We start from the raw sequence: 15,157 nt of genomic DNA, 5'->3' as shown, positions 1-15,157 counted from the left end.
CGCGGCCATTCACGGCCTGTCGAGGCCTCGGCTTGGGGAATAGTCCGGTGATGAACGAAGGCACAGCGCCACTGCTGGCGATGGAGAATGTCAGCATCGAGTTCGAGACTGCCGCGGGAACATTTTCCGCGGTCCGTGACTTCAACCTGACCCTGCACAGGGGCAGGAAGCTGGCGATCGTCGGTGAATCCGGATCCGGGAAAAGCACCGTGGCGGCGAGCATCAACGGTTTGCTCGCGGAGAACGGCCGGGTGGCATCCGGGCGGATACTCTTCGACAACCGCGACATTTCCGTCCTTGGCGAAGCCGACCTGCGCGAGTTGCGAGGGGCGCAGATCGGTCGCGTACCGCAGGACCCGATGACGAATCTCAATCCGCTCAAGAGAATCGGCGACCAGCTATGCGAGGCGCTCGAAGTGCATGGCCGGATGCGCGGCAAGGCCGCTCGGGACGCGGCTCTCGAACTGATGGCGATGATCGGCCTGCATGATCCCGAGCGCTGCTTTAGGCAGTATCCACATGAAATGTCGGGCGGGATGCGTCAAAGGGTGCTGATCGCCATTGGCCTTGCCTGCGGCCCCCAACTGCTGATCGCCGACGAGCCGACCAGTGCGCTCGACGTCACGGTCCAGAAGGTCATTCTCGATGAACTGGACCGGATGACCGGCAAGCTCGGTACCGCGCTGATCCTTGTCACTCATGATCTCCTCATGGCCGCGGAGCGGGCAGACGAGATACTCGTGATGTATCGCGGCGATGTCGTCGAAAGCGGCCCCGCCGCCGAAATCCTCGGACGGCCCGGGCATGAATACACGAAGCGGTTGCTCGAAGCCGCCCCGACCTTGCGCTCCGAGAAGCTTGCGCCGGGTCTCCCGGCCAGGGCCGGCGGCAATTCGGAAACCGCCCCGGGGAGGGATCTGGTCGAGTTCATCAACGTCAGGAAGGTCTATTCCGGGCGCCGAAAATGGTTCGGCAAGGGAAAACCCTTTGTTGCCGTCAAGAACAGCAGTTTCACCATTCCGCGCGGGCAAACGGTCGCGGTGGTTGGGGAATCCGGTTCCGGCAAGTCGACGACGGCCAGGTTGCTGCTCAAGCTGGAGGAGCCGACTTCCGGGGACATCATATTCGACGGTGCGCAAATCAACCACCTGTCCACCGGCCAGCTGAAGGATTTCCGCAAGCGTGTCCAGCCCGTGTTCCAGAATCCCTATGGCTCGTTGGACATGCGTTACACTGTTCGCGAGTCCATCGAGGAGCCGTTGCTCCTGCATGGCTACGGCGACGCGGTTGATCGCAGAACCAGGGTGGACGAGTTGCTGGAACAGGTTGCCCTGCCTCTGTCGGTCGCGGAGAAGCGCCCGGATCAAATCTCCGGAGGCCAGAGCCAGCGCGTGGCCATAGCGCGCGCGCTCGCGCTATCGCCCGAGCTGGTCGTTCTCGACGAAGCCGTATCCGCACTCGACGTGCTAGTTCAGGCCCAGATCCTGGAACTTTTGTGCCAACTGCAGGTCGATCTCGGCCTGTCCTATCTCTTCATCAGTCACGACCTTGCGGTGGTGCGCATGATCTCTCATCAGGTCCATGTCATGCAGGCCGGAGAGATCGTCGAAAGCGGAACCCCCGATGAGATATTCAACTGTCCGAAAAGTACCTATACGCGTCAATTGATTGCATCCATTCCCGGGGGAACGTGGCAGCACTGAAAACGAAGCATGTGTTGCGAATGCCCCGGCGATGCCGGATCGCGCCTGGCAGGTGAATATCCTTATGCACTTGCGCGCCGTGCGCTACGTTGTCAGCTGTTCTGCCGCTGATTTCAGCGACCGGTAATTGTCCTCGGACAGGTACCACGCGACGAATGCGGCGTGCAGGCGGTCGAGGTCCATGCCCGCCACACCGCCAACGGATTGTACCCGGGCAAGTTCCGTCTCCCTTGTCTCGTACCAGGCCGCCATGAGATCGGCGCCATCCCAACGGGGCGGCAGGGGCGCATCCGGCACGCTCGCGCGAGGTACCGGACCACCCCTGTTCTCGGCTGCCTCGAGGCGCGGCGACATTCCGGCCAATGCCTTGGCTATGTCTAAAGACAATCCCGTGCCTTCCACCTCGGCCCGTTCCGCGTCTGCAATGTCGAGGGTCCGTTCGAGCAGGGTGGCAAGCCTTGCGAGGTCCGCCCGCCCGCTGCCGGACACCTCTGTGATGCCGCAGCCGGGAAGCTCCGGAACGATCACGAGACCATCATCGGAACGTCGCCGCGCTTCGTCGGCCATCAGGTTTCCGGATCCCGGCAGGTCATGCAACAGGACCAGCGGGTTCCGGCTCCCGGTATTCCCGTGGAACCCGAGAAACAGCCACCCGTCCATCACAACCTTCGTCCCGCCATCGACGCGGCTCGGCTCCGGGAAACCGGGCGGTGCCTTGTCTCCCGGCATGGTGTGCAGGAGGCGCTCGATCTTTAGCTTCCATTCCACGGGATCGGCCGGGCAGGAAGAGGCGCTCGCGCCGGCGGGCAGTTCCGGCAGCCTTTGAAGGTGGCCATGCAGGAGGTCGGTTTCGCGGGCGATGATGTGGAACGGGCAGTTGAGCTTGCCCAGTTGCTCCGACGCGTCGAAACGAAACGACGCGGCATATGCGATGGAATAGGCCGGTCCCGCTGACAGGAAGTCGCGAAACACGGCCCGATGCCTGGCAAGGTCGGGGCGCGGTGTTTGCAGCCTGCTGCTATTGCCGCGCAGGTACCAGGGAAAGAAGTCGTACTGGTCGCGGACGCGCGACCACAGCGCGGCGACATGCGATCCGTCCCAGGCCGGCGGGAATTGCGGCAGGTAGCATGTCTCGTGAAGGTCGCGTTCATGCTGGCTGAAAACCGGGTATCCGTCGAGCACGACACCGGTGACCAGGTCGGGATGGCGAACCGCCATGGAGACGGCGATCGTCGAGCCGGTGTGAGTTCCGTATACGGGAACCCTTTTCAGTCCCAGCGTCCTCAGTGACGAGGCGATCGCGTCGGCAAAGTCCTCTATCTCCGCGTTCCGGATATCCAGCGGGTCCGACAATCCGTAGCCGGGCGTGTCGATTGCCAGGACCGTGAAACTCGGTGCGAGGAGCGATGCGAGCGGCATCAGCGCCATGCTGCTGCGCGGCGACTCATGGAGGAGTACGACTGGGGGGCCGTCGCCAAGAATGCGCAGATGCAGGTTCCGGTCGCCGACGCGAACGATATGGCTTTGAGTCTTCTGGTCTTCCATCTCGATCCTCCGGATCCGATTAAGGCGCCGAAGGAAGACCTGCGTAAAGTTAGAAAAATCACGCGCTGCATTAGCCCGGCTTGATCGGGGGCGGACGGTGGGAACCCGTATTCGGGCAGAAAAACTTTTGCCTTAGAAAGTCTAATCCAAAGTGCAGTTTTTGTTTGTTGAGCCACTATCGAGGATGGACCAGTCTGTAGTCTACAGATGTCCATGGAGTTCCGAACTTGGTTCAAGCAATTGATATAATAAGCAATTTGTTCACGCCGCGAGAAGTTGCCAATGATCAGACCGGTTTGGACGACAGCTTCAAGACGCAGATCAGGATGGCAGAGGCCGATCGCGGCGGCGTCGAGATGGATGAATATCTGCGTCGCATGGATGCCGCCGGTATCGAGCGGACCTTCATAGCTGCGGTTCGTTGCGGGGACCTCAACGTCAAGGGTTCCTTCGAAATCCCCTACGAGCGCGTGGCCGAGGTTTGTGCGGCATATCCTGATCGTCTCCACGGGCTCGCCGGGCTCGATCCCACCCGCGGGATGGCCGGCCTTCGGGATCTTGAGCGCGCCGTCCGCGAATATGGATTCGTCGGCGCGCATTTTTATCCGCATTGGTTCGGTTATGCGCCCGATCACGCCAAGTGGTATCCGTACTACGCCAAGTGCTGCGAACTTGGCATTCCGGTGATGCTGCAGGTAGGCCACAACCTGGTCTACTCGCAGGAGCGGCGTTTGCCCTCGGTTGGCAGGCCGATTGCGCTGGATCAGGTTGCCATCGATTTTCCGGAACTGCCGATCATCGGCATTCATATCGGTGTGCCATGGACGGACGAGATGATCTCCATGGCGTGGAAACATCCCAACATCTACATCGGCGTTGATGCCTACGCGCCGAAACATTGGCCGCCCCAACTGGTCCACTACCTCAATACCTATGGGCGCGGGAAGGTTCTATTCGGTACGGATTGGCCCGTAATCGAGCCGGTGCGCGGCGTTCGCGAGATCGGGGAGCTCGGTTTGCGGCCTGAATCCCATGCCGCCCTGATGCGCGAGACGGCGCTGAAGCTCTTCAATCTCGGCCCTGCGGGGGACCGCTGAGATGGCTTTCGATTTCTCGATCACGGACGAGCAATCGGAGATTCTGCGTTCCATCGACCGTTTCATGGAACGCAATTTGCCGCCTGATGCCGTCCGGAGGTACGACCTCGCCCACGAGTTTCCCGGCCATCTTTTCAGGCAGTTCGGAGAATTGGGAATTCTCGGGGTTCCCTTCCCGGAAGTCTATGGCGGGTTGGAATGGGATTGGCCGACCGTCACGCTCATCCAGGAGCGCCTTGGTCGCCATGCGTCGATCGCGGCTTCGCTCTATTCCGTCAATGTCGATTTCGGCGGCATGACGCTGCTGACGGCTGGAACGGAAGCGCAAAAGGCCGAACTTCTCCCGAGGCTTATCGCCGGCGAGCTGCAGTTTGCGCTCGCGCTGACAGAACCGCAGGCCGGTACCGATGCCTCGGCCATATCGACACGGGCCACCCGGACCTCCGCCGGATGGCGGCTGCGCGGGCGCAAGGTATGGATCAGCCTCGCGGACATGGCGGACTATCTGGTCACGCCCTGCAGGACCGATCCCGGCAGCACCGGCAAGGATGGTGTGAGCATGATGCTGGTGCCGCGCCATGCGGCCGGCATCCGGATGGAGCCGCTTCCCAAGATCGGCAACAACTCCATGATCTCCTACGAAATCGAGTTCGACGATGTCGAGGTGCCGGAAGATGCGGTCATCGGGAAGGTTGGCGACGGTTTCCGGGTTCTGATGTCGACACTGCAGTACAGCCGGGCCGGTCAGGCGGCGAATGCCATCGGTCAGGCTCAGGCGGCGATCGATCTGGCCCATGCGCATGTTTGCGAGAGGGAGCAGTTCGGCCGGCCGCTCAGCCAGTTTCAGGTTCTCCGTCACCGGCTGGTCGATATGCAGATGCGCGTCGATCAGGCGCGTTTCGTACTCTACAACCTTGCCTGGCGGATCAGCCGCGGCGAACGCTGCAGACGCGAGTCCGCCGCCGCCAAGATACTCGCGTCGGAGGCTCTCCAGTATGTCACCCATCACGGCATGCAGATGATGGCGAGCACGGCCTATTTCGAAGAAAGCGACATGAACAGATACTGGCGGGATGCGCGCCTCCTGACATTCGGGGAAGGGGCAAACGAGATGTTGCGCGATCTCATTGCACGGGAGATGGGATTGTGATCCGTTCGAACCTTGCGGAATGCATACTTCTCAATTCGGAGCGCCGTCGCGAACGCGTTGCGCTGCGCGACGATAATCATGCAATCACCTTCGGCGAGCTTCGGTCCGCGGTCGATGGCTATGCCGGCTTCCTGCAGAATCTTGGCGTGAAACGGGGCGAAGTCGTGGGCCTGACGATGCGCGATGGCGTGCATCACGTGATCGCCATGCTTTCAATCATTCGGCTTGGCGCGGTGCTGTTGCCGCTCGACGTGCGCTGGACATCGGAAGAAAAGGACAATGTGGCCCGGGCGTTTGGTGCATCCTACGTCATTACCGACACGCCCTCGAGCTGTGTCTTGACGTCCGCGTCGGTGATCGAGTTCGACATGGTGACGTCCGGGGCCGGGCATGAATTCACGCCGCCCGCCGATTTCAGCCCGGATGAACCGTTGCTGATGTCGCTGTCTTCCGGCACCACCGGTATTCCCAAGGGGCCCCGGATAACGCACCGCCAGATGTTCCTGCGCCACTATTCGGAATGGATGTCGCTGGATTTCAGCCCGAATGACGTGTTCCTCTGCGCGACGCCGCTCTATTTCGGCGGGGGACGCGGGTTTACGCTATCCTATCTTCTGGGCGGTGCGACCATCGTCTTTTGCCAGCCGCCATATCGGCCGGGCGATATCGAGGCGCTTGTCCGCAGATACGGAGTGACGACGACGTTTCTTGTTCCCACCCTGCTGCGGCGCATCAAGGATTCCGCCCCGGATGTGCTGGAAGCGATGCGCTCCCTCCGTTTCGTGATATGCAGCGGATCGGCCCTTCATCCGAAGGAACGGGACGAGTTGCTGCGAACTGTCAATTCGCGCATCGTGAACTTCTATGCCTCGACCGAGGGCGGCGGCGTCTCCGTGCTCAATGCGGACGAGGGCGGCACTGGCGCGCCGTCGGTCGGTCGGCCGATCCTGGGGTCGGATATCCGGATCTGCGATGATCGGGGAAATGCGCTGGCAATCGGCGAAATCGGTCACATCAGGCAGTCCGCGCCCTGGCATCCGGACGGGTTCTTCAACAACCCCGAGGAAACGGCGCGCTACTTCAGGGACGGATGGTACCTGCCGGGTGATCTGGGCTACGTCGATGACGACGGATACCTGTTCATCACCGGCAGATCCAAGGACATCATCATCCGTGGTGGCGTCAACATTTATCCCGCCGAGATCGAGGCGCTGCTGATATCGCATCCCGATGTCTCGGATGCCGCGGTCGTGCCCAAGCCTTCGGAAGAACTGGGCGAACAGGTCGTCGCCTTCGTTGTTGCGGGCGCAGACCGGGTCTCCGACCAGGAGCTTGCGGATTACTGTCGCGCATCGCTCGCGCCTTACAAGATTCCGAGTGAAATCCACTTCATCGATGAACTGCCGCGAAATTCCGGCGGGAAGGTGATCAAGGCCGATCTCGGAAAACGTCTCGCGGCTATGCCGTGAGTTGGGGTTCAATTCAGTCATTTCACGACCTCTTCGAAAAGCTCGTGGGTGAACCTGATTGGACAGGGAGCAAACAGAAGAGGTGGAATGCATCATGAAAATCCTTAGGACGACTGTCCTGGCCGCCATGGTATCGATGGCCGGCTGGAGCGCGAATGCGGAGGAGTTTGCACGGATCGGCGGCGGACTGGCGGGAACCTATCCCCTCTTTTCCGCCAAGCTTTCCGAGCTGATCAACAACAACGTCGAAGGCGTCCGCGCCTCCGTGGTTCCCTCGGACAGTGAGCAGGCTCAGGCCATGCTTCAGCTCGGCGAGCTGGAATTCAACATTGCCTACACTTGGCTGGTGAAGAAGATTGCCGACGGACGCGGCGCATACGACGTCGATACGCCCGATGTCCGGCACATCATCACGCTGTACGGTTCAACCCTGCAGACCATTGCGCGTCCGGGCGTTATCGACAGCCTGACGGAACTCTCGGAGAAGCCGGTTCGCGTATGGACGGGTCCGGAAGCGCAGTTCTTCTACCAGATCGTGGAACCGGTGGTTCAGGCGCACGGCCTGGAAATCGACGATATCCGCAAAGCTGGCGGCGTTACCGAGACGGTCGACTACGGCGGCGAGATCCAGGCCTTCCAGGACGGCCGGCTGGATGTCGGCTTCTTCTCCGGCGGCGTACCCTATGGCTTGCTGCAACAGATCGAGCGTTCGCCGGGCTTCGAACTGGTGGACATGAGCGATGAAGTCCTTGCCAGGCTCGGTGAAATCCTGCCGGGAATTACGCCCTACACGATTCCGGCCGGCACCTATGCCAACCAGGACGAGGACGTGAAGGTTCCGTTCTACGTCAATCAGCTGGTCACGAGCGCCAATGTTTCCGATGATCTGGTCTATCAGGTCACGAAGCTGATGTACGAGGAATACGAGCAGTTCCACGGCCTGTTTCCCGGGTCGGAGCAGATCGACGATCAGGACGTCCTCGCCAACAACGAGGTTCCGCTGCATCCCGGGGCGGAGCGCTATTATCGGGAAATCGGTCTGATCAAGTAGCAGACCGCATGGCCTCATCCGTCCGGGCCCGGCTGGACGGATGAGCGCTCGAACCGGGCGGATCAAACGCGGGACGCGGCCCTATGCCTTCCATGACCTCGACCGAGACCCTGCTTTCTAGGCAACGCATGCGCGCAGTCGATGCGCTGTTTCACTGGCTTGTCGCCGTCCTGTGCACCTTCTACGTTTTCATTCACCTGTATATCGGTATCTACGGTTCGCCGGACAGCCAGCTGCTCAATGCGCTGCACGTCAACACCGCGCTGGCGATCGTCTTCATGACCATGCCCCTCCTGCGCCGGGACCATCCGGCCTATCTGTTCGGCCGCGTTCTCGATTTCCTTGCCCTGTGCGCCTGCGTCGGGTGCACGATCTACTTCATGATGGAAATCAAGACGTGGTCCATTCGCACGCTGATTTTCCGGCCGGTCGACTATGTGACATCCGTCATTTTCATCGCGCTGATCCTCGAGGCATGCCGGCGCGCGGTAGGGGGCGTCCTTGTCGTCATCTGTCTCGTGCTCATGGCCTACGCCCTGACGTCCGATCATTTCGGCGGCATGTTCTACGGTGCGCCTGCCTCGCCGACGCGCCTGCTGCAGACGATCTTCCTCGGCAATGCCGGGATCTTCGGCGTGGCGGTCACGGTCATGGCGCAATATGTCGTGCTTTTCATCCTTTTCGGCGTCCTTTTGAACGCCGTCGGCGGCGGCCGGTTTTTCACGCGGTTGGCATTCGCCTTGTTCGGCCACCGTCGCGGGGGGCCGGCCAAGGCAGCGGTTGTATCATCGGCCATGCTCGGTACGATTTCCGGCAGCGCTATCGGCAACGTCGTGACCACCGGCATATTCACCATTCCGCTGATGATAAAGCTGGGCTACCGGCGTGCCTTCGCCGGCGGCGTTGAAGCGGCGGCTTCGAACGGAGGCATGATCAGCCCTCCGATCATGGGGGCCGTCGCTTTCATTATGGCCGATCTGATGGGGGTGTCCTACCTGACCATTATCGCCGCTGCGGCCATTCCGGCGCTGCTTTACTACATGACAATGTTCGTCACGATTGACCTTGAGGCGCGAAAGTACGGATTGGCTCCGCTGCCACGCGGGAAGCTGCCGGCCGCCGGCCCTATGCTGCGCAAGCAAGGGTACTTCCTGATTCCGCTGATCGTGATTTGTGTAGCACTCGTGTTGGGGTATTCCATCGTCTTTGTCGCCGTTATGACAATTGCGACCACGTTCATCATAGGCATCCTGCGCAGCAATAGCCGCCTGGACCCGGCACGACTGATGGGAGCGATTGAGGAGACGGCGCGATCGACGGCAGGCCTTTCAGCGACGGCTGCAGCGGCCGGAATAATGCTCGGCGCGATTTTCGCGGTCGGACTCAGTTTTCAGGTCGCCCAAGAGGCCGCTCGGATGGCCGACGGCAACTTGTGGATACTGGTTATGTTGTGCGGGGTAATGGCCATCATAATGGGCATGGGCATGAGCGCCGCTGCGGTATACCTCACGCTTGCGGCAACCGTAGTTCCGATCATGCAAGTTGCCGGCATCTCGCAAATGGCTGCCCACTTCTACGCTTTCTATTTCGGCATTGCATCCAACATTACTCCGCCTGTTGCCCTGACAGCCTATGCGGCCGCCCCGATCGCGGGATCAAAGCCGATCGAAACCGGCTTCTATGCGGCCAAGCTCGGAATTTCCAACCTGCTTCTTCCGATTCTTTTCGTTTATCACCCCGCGATCCTGTTGGAAGGAAGCTGGGGCGAGATCGCCACGGTTTCTATAACATCATTGCTGGCGCTGATCGGCTTTGCGGCTGTGACTACCGGCTATCTTTTCGCCGGGCTGAACGTGACCGAGCGTCTGGTTGGGGCGATTGGATCGTTGCTGTTGTTTATCCCCGAGCCTGCGACCGATTTGGCTGGGCTCGTGGCTATTGCACTGTGGGCGGCCTATTCATGGCGCAAATCCCGTCGTCGCCAAGAAGCTGTTGTGCCTATACAGGAGTCGGCTGTTTCGGACGGCGGCGGTTGGTTGAATCGGTGGGCGAGCGGTCGCATGGCGAAGGAAGGAGAGGCTGCAATTGGCCAGACAAGTCGAAATGAGGATGAGTTGCTGGAGATGCTGGTCTCGGATGCGGAGGATGGTGCGGTGAGAGCGCAGGCGCGCGAACGGTTCTCTCAGCTTTCGCTGTATCTGGCGTGGGGAGCGGTACTGCTGACCTCAGGTCTGTTCCAGTTCAGCGGTTCGAACTACATCCACGCTCGTGATCCGATCCTGTGGACGGCGGTAATGTTGCTTGCCGCGGTGTTTTTCGTCAGCAGTATCTGGACCGTTGTCCGGTGGCGGCCAGTGGTAGTGGCGGTTCCGCGTTCCCAATCGTGATCGCATAACTGCCGGACGGGAAATTCGCAGCCGAATTGAAGCGGATCGCTTCATGCGAACTGAAGTGGTTGCCCGCAAATCGTTTCGAGCGCCCTTTCGAATTCTTGGCAATCAAGTCCTCGTGGGTAGACCGGTTACACCACTGTCGGAGCCAATGCCTGTGAGTTGCTTCCTTCGTGCGATGCAATGGGCATTTCCCTGATACTGATGCCGACGTCAGTAGCCTTCAGTCGCGACCAGCATTGCTCGGTCTTCGCTGCCTCCTTCAAGAGCCACTCGTAGAAGATCTTGATCTGCTTCACTTTCGGAGAGGAAATCGGGTGGATCAGGAAATAGTCGTGCTTGATCGGATAGTCGAAATCTCCGAGGCGCACGAGCCGGCCCGCGGACAGGTCCTCAGCAACGAGGGCACTGCGAGCCAGCGAAACGCCTTTACCTTCAAGAGTCGCATCCAGAACGATCGAAGATGAATCGAAACGGTGACCGGTCAATTCCTTGTCAACATGGACGCCGGCTGCATCAAGCCAGGAATACCAATCGGGATATGTGGGGATGCACTTGAGATTGTCGTCATGCAGCAACGGCAGGTCGACAAGGTCACTGTAATCGTTGATTGGCCCATTGCGTTGGAGAAATTCGGGCGAACACACGGCCGTCACATACTCTGATAGAACCGGTTCTACGCTCATGCCGTTGAATTCGCCCCTGCGCAGTCGAAGCATGGCATCCATCTCATTGTATCTGAATTCGTAGATCTGGCTGGATACCGTTACCTGTAGATCGATTTGAGGATATTCCTTGTAAAAGGATTCCAGTCTCGGAAGGAGCCATTTCGATGCCAGGCACGCTGCTACGCGGACACGAAGCGGGCCGCCGGCATTGGCCCTGCGCAGTCCCATGGTCGCATCTTCTATGATGCGCATTCCCTTGGTCAGTGGAACAAGAAGATCCCGACCGGCATCAGTTAGTTCGATTGCCCGATGGTGACGAATGAAGAGGGGTGTCCCGACCAGGATTTCGAGTGCCTTGATGTGGTGGCTGATCGCCGCCGGGGTGACGAACAATTCCTCGGCTGCGGCAACAAAACTCAATCGTCGCCCCGCGGCCTCGAAGGCCCTGAGGGCATTTAGCGGAACGATTTCACGATTTCCCCTGGGAATCTCCATCTGCTTTTGTTCCTTTTATTTCTTCTATTCATGCAGCGAGCCGAAATTATGCGTATTGAAATTTCTCCTAGTGCAGCCGTTTCACGTCGCTTTCCGGATAGCGCAAATACCAGTTGTATTGCCGGTGCCGGCTTTGTGATTGAGCCGAGTACCGCGTTGCATCGAGGTCAAGGATACCAACTGTAGGAAGTCGAGCGCTCTCGTCTGGCCACGAAATCGGGCAACCGGTTGCATGGTCGGAAAACGCACTGTCCGCGTCCGCAGTCTCACATGTCCGTCCACAATTCCTCGGCTTTCGTACTGCCCAAAAAAACGGCGATACATACGTATGCAAAAAGTGTAGCACCTTAATCCAGCTTGGCAAGTTAAAGCATTACTCGTATCGCGATCCGATTTCCGAATGGCATCTTCGACCTGCCAAGTCCGCCCCGAACCGGCTGTCTTCGCCGGTGCGGCAGCCTGCCGAGACAAATGCCGTTTAGCGCGCTCTGGGCACTGTATCGCCGGTGCATTCCCATCAGTGACTGCAGCGTTTTTCTCGTCGATCGGAAAAAATCATGCTGCCACGGGCGAATTTGTCATGTGATCGACGGTAGCCAAAGCACTACCTGAGGAAAGATCGTGATGAACATCGCGAACACTAGCATGACCACAAAGAATGGCAGTGCGGCGCGACCGACATCCCCCAGCTTGGCACCTGTCAAGTTCTGCACCACGAACAGATTGAACCCAACGGGCGGGGTAATCGCACCCATTTCCGCTACGAGTACAAGGAACACGCCAAACCAGATCGGATCATAGCCTGCGTTGACGATCAGCGGGAAAGTCACTGGAAGGGTCATAACGATCATCGATGTGCCGTCCAGAAAACAGCCGAGGACCACGTAGAACACGAGCAGCACGCAGATCAGTGCGATTGGCGAAAGACTCATGGACTCGACCAACGCACCAACCTGCGCAGGTATCGACAGGAACGCCAGCGCTTTTGCGAGGAACAGGGCGCCTGCGAGAATGAGGCCGATCATCGAGCTGGTCCGCACACTTGCATCGATCGCTTTGACAAGCAGACTGACCGTCAGCACGCGCTGTGCTCCGGCGATAACAAGCGAACCGAATACGCCCATGACGGCAGCTTCGCTCGGTGTGGCGTAGCCCGCATACATCGAACCAATCACAAGCACCACAAGCAGGAAGAGCGGGACCAGCGACAGGATCGACTTGAGTCGCTCGCGCATGGGGATGCGCGGTTCGGCTGCGGGCGTGAGCGATGGATTCAAGACATCTCGAAGGATGACGTACATGCTCATGCACAGGGCAAGGAGGATGCCCGGAACGATGCCCGCTGCAAAAAGCTGCAGCACCGAAACGCTGGTCAGTACGCCGTAGACGATCAGGACCAGGCTTGGTGGTATCAGCAGCCCGAGCGCACCGGCTGCGGCGAGAGACCCCATTGCCAGCGAACTGTCATAGCCTCGTTGCCGGAGCTCGGGCAGGGTGATCTTGCCGATGGTCGCCGCAGTCGCTGCCGACGAACCGGACGCTGCGGCGAATACGGTACTGCCAAGGATGTTCACATGCAGCAGTTTGCCCGGGAGCCATCCGACCCACGGCGACAGTCCGCGAAAGAGTTGGTCGGCCAGACGGGTATGGAACAGTATCTCGCCCATCAGGATGAACAGGGGCAATGCCACGAGTTCCGGTGAGGTAAGGCTTGACCACACGTCCTGTCCGAGAAGGCGCTGTACTGGCATCTGCTTGAATATGTCCAGGCCGATGACGCCGATTCCGATCAACGACAGTCCGACCCACAGGGATGAGCCGAGAAGGAGAACGGCCGAGAGAATTACGATCCAGATGGCCATCAGATTCCGTCCTCGCCAGTGATGGCAGCGCCTGCCGGCTCATCGTTGGCGAGCAGGCGGACGAGGCGCGCCAGGACCGCGACCGCCAGGATGGCAAGCGTGACGGAGACCGCAGCTTGCGGATAGGCCAAAGGGGTCCGGCTCGGAAAGAATGAGAGGGTGTCGTGAGCGTAGCTGCCATAAGCGAGACGGCACATCGCGATGCACAGATAGACGGACAATCCGAACCCCACGATGGTGCAGCCGATATCCAGCACCCTGGCTGCCGGTGGAGGAAGCTGCTGGATCAGCATATTCACCCGGATATGCCCGTCCTCGCGAAAGGTGCGTGCGGTTCCTCCCAGGAAAGCCATCGCAAGCAAATATCCGTTGTATTCCACGACGAACGATAGGGATGACGAAAAGAAACTGCGCAGAATGATTTCGGCGCTGTCGAGCACTACGAGCAGGCAGAGGCAAGTGCCCGCGATGATGGCTCCGGCGAGCGCGAGGCGGTCTGCAATCTTCAGGAACAAGGTCATGGCGCTGCTTCCCCGCAGGGGCAACGGCGCATCGGGTGGCGCCGTTGCCTCGATTGGTGACTAACGTCCGACTTCCGCCAGATAGGTGTCGACAATGTCCTGGGCCCTTGGCCCGACCTTGGCGATCACGGTATCCCAGACAGGCTTGGCCGCTTCCTGCATTGCCTCGATCAACTCGGCCGACGGTGCCTCTACGGTCATGCCGCCTTCACGAAGCTTGGCTATGGCCTTCTCGTCCTCGCCGGCGGACACCGCCCAGAACTGTGGTTCGAGTTCCGCCGAAGCGGCGTCGAGCGCCGTCTGGTCTTCAGGGGAAAGCCTGTTCCAGGCGTCCATGTTGAGAAGCATCGCGTTCGATGCCCAAAGATGGCTTGTGAGGTAGCCGTAGGATAGGAACTCCCAGTACTTTTGGTCTGCCGCAGTCGTCATCGACGTCATTGTCGCGTCGAGCGCACCGGACGCCAGCGAGGGAAGCACGTCGGCGATAGGCATTTGCACGGGGGTGGCGCCCAGAGCCTCGAAGAAAAGAGTGGAATTGCTGTCCGAAGTGCGGATCTTCAGGCCCTTGAAGTCCTCTGGCGATTTCAGCTCCTTCTTGGAAAATATCTGGTTGGCTGGCCAGGGCACCATATACATAACCTTGATATTGTGCGCGGCGAGCCCGGCTTCGAAGTCCTGCCTTGCTATGGAGTGCAGCGTCTTGAGGTCGTCCATGTTGCTGATGAGATAGGGAAGCGACTCCACTCCGTTGATCGGAACCTCGCCGACGGTCTGCAACATCACTGCGTCCGCCATCGGGACGACGCCGTCACGCACCGAGCGAACAGTTTCGGGGCCCTTGATGCCAAGCGCCCCGCCGGGATGCACCGCAATGGTCAGCCTGCCTTCAGTGACCTTTTCTGCAACTTCGGCGAAGCGCTTTGCATCGACAGTGTGAAACTCATTGACGCCCCACGGCAATGCCATGTCCCAGCTTTCGTCGGCTATCGCGATGGATGCGGAGCTTGCGGTGATGGCAAGCACCGTGGCTGCGGATACTCTTGTCAGGGTACGGGAATAACTCATTAGCGATCTCCTGGTGACTGGCTGGATAGGTGCGTCTGACGCAACAAAGCGTGCCCGGCCAGTTGGTCGCTGTCAACGAGAATTGCATACCTATTCAAAAAATTATATAAATTAAATCAATAAGTTGTCATGAAAATGCGC

Annotated in this window: 11 protein-coding genes; 6 read left to right on the top strand and 5 right to left on the bottom strand. The window is 59.6% G+C overall.

Going from position 1 to position 15,157, the window contains the following annotated elements:
• Window positions 1-50: 50 nt before the first annotated feature.
• Entirely contained in the window at window positions 51-1,703 is a 1,653-nt protein-coding gene (locus HTY61_RS11980; protein WP_175277014.1) for a dipeptide ABC transporter ATP-binding protein, read from the top strand.
• Window positions 1,704-1,787: 84 nt separating this feature from the next.
• Here the strand turns inward: HTY61_RS11980 and HTY61_RS11975 are convergent, their stop codons facing one another.
• Entirely contained in the window at window positions 1,788-3,248 is a 1,461-nt protein-coding gene (locus tag HTY61_RS11975) for an alpha/beta fold hydrolase (protein ID WP_175277013.1), read from the bottom strand.
• A 326-nt stretch (window positions 3,249-3,574) separates the two neighbouring features.
• Between HTY61_RS11975 and HTY61_RS11970 the strand changes: the two genes are divergently transcribed.
• The 5 genes from HTY61_RS11970 to HTY61_RS11950 all read left to right on the top strand — a co-directional run bounded on the left by HTY61_RS11970 (window position 3,575) and on the right by HTY61_RS11950 (window position 10,402).
• Window positions 3,575-4,345 carry an amidohydrolase family protein gene (locus HTY61_RS11970; protein WP_175277012.1) on the top strand — a complete coding sequence of 257 codons (771 nt, stop codon included), beginning with the start codon at window positions 3,575-3,577 and terminating at the stop codon, window positions 4,343-4,345.
• A gap of 1 nt (window position 4,346) precedes the next feature.
• Complete coding sequence (locus tag HTY61_RS11965; RefSeq protein WP_175277011.1) at window positions 4,347-5,495, top strand: acyl-CoA dehydrogenase family protein; 1,149 nt, start codon at window positions 4,347-4,349, stop codon at window positions 5,493-5,495.
• Window positions 5,492-6,964, top strand: coding sequence for a class I adenylate-forming enzyme family protein (locus tag HTY61_RS11960; RefSeq protein WP_175277010.1), 1,473 nt, complete (start codon window positions 5,492-5,494; stop codon window positions 6,962-6,964). Before HTY61_RS11965 ends, HTY61_RS11960 begins: the two co-directional genes overlap by 4 nt.
• Window positions 6,965-7,058: 94 nt before the next feature.
• Window positions 7,059-8,015: a TAXI family TRAP transporter solute-binding subunit gene (locus tag HTY61_RS11955; protein WP_175277009.1), complete on the top strand. Its 957-nt coding sequence runs from the start codon at window positions 7,059-7,061 to the stop codon at window positions 8,013-8,015.
• Window positions 8,016-8,107: 92 nt separating this feature from the next.
• The gene (locus tag HTY61_RS11950) at window positions 8,108-10,402 is read left to right on the top strand and encodes a TRAP transporter permease (RefSeq protein WP_175277008.1); all 2,295 of its coding nucleotides are present in this window, start codon (window positions 8,108-8,110) and stop codon (window positions 10,400-10,402) included.
• A gap of 134 nt (window positions 10,403-10,536) precedes the next feature.
• Here HTY61_RS11950 and HTY61_RS11945 read toward each other — a convergent pair whose 3' ends face one another.
• The 4 genes from HTY61_RS11945 to HTY61_RS11930 all read right to left on the bottom strand — a co-directional run bounded on the left by HTY61_RS11945 (window position 10,537) and on the right by HTY61_RS11930 (window position 15,016).
• Window positions 10,537-11,568, bottom strand: coding sequence for a LysR substrate-binding domain-containing protein (locus HTY61_RS11945; protein WP_175277007.1), 1,032 nt, complete (start codon window positions 11,566-11,568; stop codon window positions 10,537-10,539).
• A gap of 578 nt (window positions 11,569-12,146) precedes the next feature.
• A complete protein-coding gene (locus tag HTY61_RS11940; protein WP_175277006.1) occupies window positions 12,147-13,430 on the bottom strand; it encodes a TRAP transporter large permease in 1,284 nt (427 codons plus the stop codon).
• The gene (locus tag HTY61_RS11935) at window positions 13,430-13,951 is read right to left on the bottom strand and encodes a TRAP transporter small permease (protein WP_175277005.1); all 522 of its coding nucleotides are present in this window, start codon (window positions 13,949-13,951) and stop codon (window positions 13,430-13,432) included. Before HTY61_RS11935 ends, HTY61_RS11940 begins: the two co-directional genes overlap by 1 nt.
• A 60-nt stretch (window positions 13,952-14,011) precedes the next feature.
• On the bottom strand, window positions 14,012-15,016 hold the full coding sequence (locus tag HTY61_RS11930; RefSeq protein ID WP_175277004.1) for a TRAP transporter substrate-binding protein: 1,005 nt from the start codon (window positions 15,014-15,016) through the stop codon (window positions 14,012-14,014).
• Window positions 15,017-15,157 lie beyond the last annotated feature (141 nt).

It is taken from the genome of Oricola thermophila (genome assembly GCF_013358405.1).
Classification (GTDB): Bacteria; Pseudomonadota; Alphaproteobacteria; order Rhizobiales; family Rhizobiaceae; genus Oricola; species Oricola thermophila.
Note: the sequence above shows the minus strand (reverse complement) of the source record. Positions and strands in the feature narration are given on the sequence as shown.